The following is a 5174-nucleotide window of genomic DNA, read 5'->3' as shown; positions in this document are numbered from 1 at the left end:
GTGGACCAAATTTATTTAATTTTTAACTAGCTCCCATTTTTATGGGACACTAGTGCAGGCTATAGTAAAACATGGGTATCGAATTATACTTATACAACAAATGGCGTTACAGAAAAAGTTGATATTCAAAACTCTGATGGAGAAGATTTTTCTAATGTAACCAACTATACATTAAATGATAAAGGATACGTTGAAAAAGGGGAAATGGATGATGGCGGTATCTGGAGTTATACTTATTCTGGTGATTATATGACTTCTGCCATTTTGATGTTTAACGGACGAAAGGATGTTGAAGATAAATATAATTTTAATGATAAAGGACTGATGGTTAGTAACGATTCATTTGATAAAGGAATCGAATACACTGATATACCTAATCTGGGAGGACTGTTTTTGGCTTATACAGATAATGCTTTAGGACTTGACTATTGTAATTTGCAATATGCTTCATTGTTGGGTAAAGCTCCTAAATATTTGCCAAAAGAGTGTATTGAATATGGTACTTCTGATGATGATAACGTGGAGCTAACCTTTCATTACGAATTGGATGAAGACGGTTATGTAAAAAAAGTGGAAGTTAAAAATCTGGATGGATCTGAAACGTGGTGGACAGAGACATATACTTATGAAAGAGTAAAATGAAAGGTTTGTTTCTGAAGTATATACTTTCAGAATAGACTTTTTCTTATTTAAGACCCCCACCCAGTAGCAAGGCTATAAAGAAGATCACCTAAGCGAGCAAAGAGTATTCTTGCTTACTTAGGTGATTTTGTGTATAATGAAATTGAAAATGAGATAATTAACAATAGTATTAATCTGACATCTGTTTAAACCAATACTTAAACCAGCTTAAAACCAGAATATTCTGGATGATAAAGAGGGAAAGGAAGTAACTGTATAAGGTGCTATAGCTCAGTTGGTTGCTTCGGAAACTTTGACCGCAGGTCAAGGTTTTTGAAGCGGAAAGAGCAAAGGACTGAAAATCCTTGTGTCCCCGGTTCGATTCCTGGTGGCACCACTTTGAAGAAAAGCAAAAAGCAGTAAAATCCTGATTTCCAAACGAAATCGGGATTTTTTGTTTTTCGCAGGGACGCAAAAAGCGGCAGAATGTTACCGTTTCCGGTGTTCCAATCGGTGGAGCAAGAAAGGTGGAACGCGAATCTCCACCGAACAAGATTATTTCTCTCTGATTTGCAATATTTTGCGTATCAAGAAAGCGTGTATGGTTTCCTACTTTTGTCCAACGAAAAAACTGTAGGAACATGAAACGAAACTCATTCAATGTGCTTTTCTTCATCAAGAAAGCCAAACTGCTGAAAAACGGGGAAGCCTCCGTGTGTATGCGCATCACCGTGAATGGTGCGCGAGTGGAAAACAACATCCGCATGAGCATTGAGCCTGCCCTGTGGAATCAAGCGAAGGAGTGCGCCAAAGGCAAGAGCCGCAAGGCTTGTGAACTCAATCTCTACATCGAGCAAGCCAAAATCAAGTTGCGCAAGCTGTTCGATGAACTGGAAGAGAGGAACCACTCCATCACAGCCAGAATCTTGCAAGAAAAGTTCTTTGGAGCTAACGAAGAAGTGAAGGAAGTCCGCACACTCATCCAAACCATACAGGAGCATAACGACCAATGCCGTGAACTTGTGGGCAAGGACTATGCGCTGATTACTGTCCGCCGTTATGAAAGCTGCAAACGCTATCTAGCAGAACTTATCAAACTGAAATATGACAAGGAGGATTTGCCCTTGTCGGAAATCAATGGTGAACTAGTACGTGCTTTTGAATTTTATCTCAAGACGGAAAAGGAGTGCCAACAAAATACGGTCATCCGTTATATGAAGTGCCTGAAGAAGATAACCAATCTCGCACTTGCCAACGAATGGATAACCAAAGACCCGTTTATCGGTATCAAGTTCCACGAGAAGGAAGTTATCCGTGAGTTCCTAACTATGGATGAGCTGCTCACAATCTACAACAAGGAGTTTTCTTTGGACAGGATTACGGTTGTGCGTGATGTCTTCACCTTTGCTGCGTTCACTGGGTTGGCGTTCATTGATGTACAGCAGCTATCTGCCGAACATATCGTTCAAGACAACAACGGCAATTATTGGATTCGCAAGCCTCGCCAAAAGACGAAGAATATGTGCAACATCCCTTTGCTCGATATTCCGATGCAGATTTTGGAGAAATACAAAAGCCATCCTACTTGCCAAAAGAAAAATGTATTGCTCCCTGTCCCCTGCAATCAGAAGATGAACAGCTACCTGAAAGAGATAGCCGATTTGTGTGGCATATCAAAGTGCTTGACCACGCACACAGCCCGGCACTCGTATGCGACCTCTGTGTGCCTCGCCAATGGTGTAAGCATTGAGAATGTGGCGAAAATGCTCGGTCATTCCAACATAAAAATGACGCAGCACTATGCCCGTGTGCTGGATTCTTCCATCTTCAAAGATATGATGAATGTGAAAAGTGCCTTATCAAAAAATCTTTGATTATGAACAGAGGAATAATAACAATCAGTGAAACGGGCGTAGTTATAGTGCCGACTGCCCCTATATGGATGACAAAGTTTGAGATAGCCGACATGTTCGGGGTATTCTCGTACGACATCCGCAAGGCGATACGAGCAATCTACAAGAACAAGGAACTGAATGAAGCCGAAACAATGCGATATATCAGGCAACCCGATGGTATCAGTTATGATGTGTATAATTTTGAAATGATTATAGCCATCGCTTTCAAAATATGTAGCAAAGGGACCCTTTTGTTCAGGCGGTTCGTAATAAATGAAATCTGCGCCACCAAGAAAGGGAATCCGGTCACATTGTTTGTTTCCTATGGCAAGGGCAGCAACCTATGGTATAATTGAGGTTCATCCCGTCAGCCACCTGTTCCCGATGCCCGGATGCAAAGGTAGCATGTGGCTTTGAGGGCATTGGCAAGGTCGGGCGGCAGAGCCGTTTCGGGCAGAATCTTCCTCAAACGGGTTTGAGCGTATTCAGCCCGAAAACCTTGTCACTGCCAGCCACACGCATTCGAGGCATCCGGCAACGGAAACAAGCGACTGGCGGGAAATCAGAAGAAATATAGGAACGGCTTACAGACGAAGATAAACATTGATGCTTCATCCGTAAGCCGTTCCTTTTCTTTTTGTCGAAGTTCTATTGCTGCCGCAAACATAGGGGCAGACGGTCAACTGCGCTCCTTCAAGAAAATCAAGTTGCCGCCTGTCGATAGGCGGTGCGGTAACTTTCAGTCAACATCCTTTCGATGTCGGATTCACGGTAGAGGATTTTGCCGCCCAACTGGATATAGGCTATCCGTCCCTCATTACGGTAGTCCTGAAGTGTCCGGCGGCTCACCTTCAACCGTGCCGACACCTCCTTGTCGGTAAAGAAACGCTCTCCATCCAATGTCGGGCGGTAGTTGGCTGTCAGATGCTCTACGTTGTCCAGCAGGCGGTCGAGGCTGCCCATGAAGTGGATTATCCACTCGTTGTCTTTGTTAATCAGTTTGTTCATGTTACTCTGGATTTAGTGGAATTATTGTTATTACTCTATTCGGTTATCAGATTGTCCTGCCTTTGAACCTCGCTTCCATTCGCCTGGCCTCCACGATGGAGACGATGCGCTGCACATCTTCGGGACGGTAGTACGTCTTGTGGTTGATTTGGCTGTATGATAGCGTTCCGTTGTCACGCAAGGTCTGCAACGTGCGTGGGCTGATGTTGAGCATCTGGCACACATCCTGATTGTCCATCCACTCGCTCATTCTCTTTTCTCCGTGCCGATGGCAGATGGCATCCATACGGCTGACGAAACGGTCGAACTTGGCGACCAGTTCCTCGAAGGTTTTTCTTTCGATTGCTACGATTTCCATATTGTCTTTCTTTTAGTTGTTACTGTTTCTTCTGCTGCAAAGGAATACATAATTTACTGTCCTGCAATGGATTTTCCGAAAGTGGCAGCGTGTTGCGTCAATAGGTAATCTTTGTCCGGGTTGCCGCTTTGTTGATTGTCCGTAAACAAGGCTCCTACCGTAATTTCTGCCATGCCATTTTGGACGGGTGTTATTCCTTTTGCCGCAAAGAAATACATATTCCTTTACCTGACAATGGCTTTTACTATTACTGGCAGCATGTGGCACAGGGTGGTAGCGGTTGGCATGGGCTGGAGGCTGTGGTTATTCTCTTATTTCTAAAAAATAGGAAGTTGGCAAGGGCAAAAATAAGGGCTTAATTCAAATTCGCTTGCGATTGAGCCTTTGCCCTCTCAGACATATACATCCGGCAAAACGGTGAAGTCCACACCGCTTTGTCAACCGCCATAAAGCAGAATCACACAAAATTGCCTAAGAGAATCCAAGTGCTTGACTGACTGCACTGGAGCATCTTACTTTGCTCCCGATAATCGGTCGAGGCACTGACCAAGACCACATTCAATAACTTAATCTATTTATTTTTTTACAATGAAGAGAGAACCAAACATTACAGAGCAGCAGGCTCGTGAAATCGTGGAAAAAATGGGACGCAGGGAATCCTACACTCCCAAGTCAATGGATGACCTCTACAGGCGTATCGGTCTGGAACTGGATGAGCCGGGGCAGCCCGGCAATACCGTCACGGAGGAAACAGAGACCGCTATGACGGATGAACCGTCTGGTGTGGTGGTCGAGGAGGCGGCAATACCGCAGAAGCGCGTCAGCAGCAAGCAGCGCAGATTGTCGTTGGAGGACTACCGCGCCACCTATCTCCAAGTCCCAAAGATTATCAACCGCAAGCCCGTGTTCGTCAGTGAGACGGTGCGTGACGAACTTGACAGGGTTGTCCGCTACCTAGGAGGAAGGGGCATGAGTGCATCGGGATTGATAGAGAACCTTGTCCGCTTGCTTCTCGATGCCTATCGGGATGACATTGAGCAGTGGCGCAAACTCTAATGGGATTACGGAAAGTCAGTTAGGTCGGTGGATATACTTCACCGGCTTAACCGATACCCTAGATGAGTTATTACACTCGGAAACAAATCCGACAGGCGGAGGATTTTTGTGTCTTCAAAGACACAGCAAGATATGTTTTCAGTTACCCGAATAATTCTAAGTAACTGAAAACACCTTCACCGCCGTGGGCAGAATTATCCTCCGCAGTCGGATAATTTCGGGATTCCTTAATCAAA

6 protein-coding genes, 1 tRNA gene and 1 pseudogene are annotated in these 5174 nt (G+C 44.5%); 6 read left to right on the top strand and 2 right to left on the bottom strand.

Annotated features, from left to right (window positions below):
• Positions 1 to 87: 87 nt before the first annotated feature.
• The 5 genes and pseudogenes from E5342_RS18530 to E5342_RS18510 all read left to right on the top strand — a co-directional run.
• A pseudogene (locus E5342_RS18530) lies at positions 88 to 642 on the top strand (DUF4595 domain-containing protein); the annotation flags it as partial.
• 259 nt (positions 643 to 901) lie between these two features.
• Positions 902 to 1018: transfer RNA gene (locus tag E5342_RS19460), tRNA-Phe, on the top strand.
• 244 nt (positions 1019 to 1262) lie between these two features.
• A complete protein-coding gene (locus E5342_RS18520; protein WP_004347731.1) occupies positions 1263 to 2495 on the top strand; it encodes a site-specific integrase in 1233 nt (410 codons plus the stop codon).
• 2 nt (positions 2496 to 2497) lie between these two features.
• Positions 2498 to 2872 carry a hypothetical protein gene (locus E5342_RS18515; protein WP_005645956.1) on the top strand — a complete coding sequence of 125 codons (375 nt, stop codon included), beginning with the start codon at positions 2498 to 2500 and terminating at the stop codon, positions 2870 to 2872.
• Positions 2869 to 3093: a hypothetical protein gene (locus tag E5342_RS18510; protein ID WP_135960035.1), complete on the top strand. Its 225-nt coding sequence runs from the start codon at positions 2869 to 2871 to the stop codon at positions 3091 to 3093. Before E5342_RS18515 ends, E5342_RS18510 begins: the two co-directional genes overlap by 4 nt.
• Positions 3094 to 3218: 125 nt before the next feature.
• On the opposite strand, the gene E5342_RS18505 is transcribed toward E5342_RS18510, so the two are convergent.
• Together E5342_RS18505 and E5342_RS18500 are read right to left on the bottom strand one after the other, a co-directional pair.
• The gene (locus tag E5342_RS18505) at positions 3219 to 3524 is read right to left on the bottom strand and encodes a helix-turn-helix domain-containing protein (RefSeq protein WP_004347728.1); all 306 of its coding nucleotides are present in this window, start codon (positions 3522 to 3524) and stop codon (positions 3219 to 3221) included.
• Between the two features lie 46 nt (positions 3525 to 3570).
• A complete protein-coding gene (locus E5342_RS18500) occupies positions 3571 to 3882 on the bottom strand; it encodes a helix-turn-helix domain-containing protein (RefSeq protein WP_004347727.1) in 312 nt (103 codons plus the stop codon).
• Between the two features lie 588 nt (positions 3883 to 4470).
• On the opposite strand from E5342_RS18500, the gene E5342_RS18495 reads away from it, so the two are divergent.
• Positions 4471 to 4938, top strand: a complete 468-nt coding sequence (locus E5342_RS18495) for a DUF3408 domain-containing protein (protein WP_135960034.1) — start codon at positions 4471 to 4473, stop codon at positions 4936 to 4938.
• Positions 4939 to 5174 lie beyond the last annotated feature (236 nt).

This window comes from Parabacteroides distasonis (assembly GCF_004793765.1).
In the GTDB taxonomy this organism is placed as follows: domain Bacteria; phylum Bacteroidota; class Bacteroidia; order Bacteroidales; family Tannerellaceae; genus Parabacteroides; species Parabacteroides distasonis_A.
This window is presented reverse-complemented; position numbering and strand designations above follow the sequence as displayed.

Excerpts from the sequence above, each read along its gene's own strand:
- E5342_RS18505 (WP_004347728.1), bottom strand. The coding sequence starts at position 3,524 with ATGAACAAACTGATTAACAAAGACAACGAGTGGATAATCCACTTCATG.
- E5342_RS18495 (WP_135960034.1), top strand. The coding sequence starts at position 4,471 with ATGAAGAGAGAACCAAACATTACAGAGCAGCAGGCTCGTGAAATCGTG.
- E5342_RS18515 (WP_005645956.1), top strand. The coding sequence starts at position 2,498 with ATGAACAGAGGAATAATAACAATCAGTGAAACGGGCGTAGTTATAGTG.
- E5342_RS18520 (WP_004347731.1), top strand. The coding sequence starts at position 1,263 with ATGAAACGAAACTCATTCAATGTGCTTTTCTTCATCAAGAAAGCCAAA.
- E5342_RS18500 (WP_004347727.1), bottom strand. The coding sequence starts at position 3,882 with ATGGAAATCGTAGCAATCGAAAGAAAAACCTTCGAGGAACTGGTCGCC.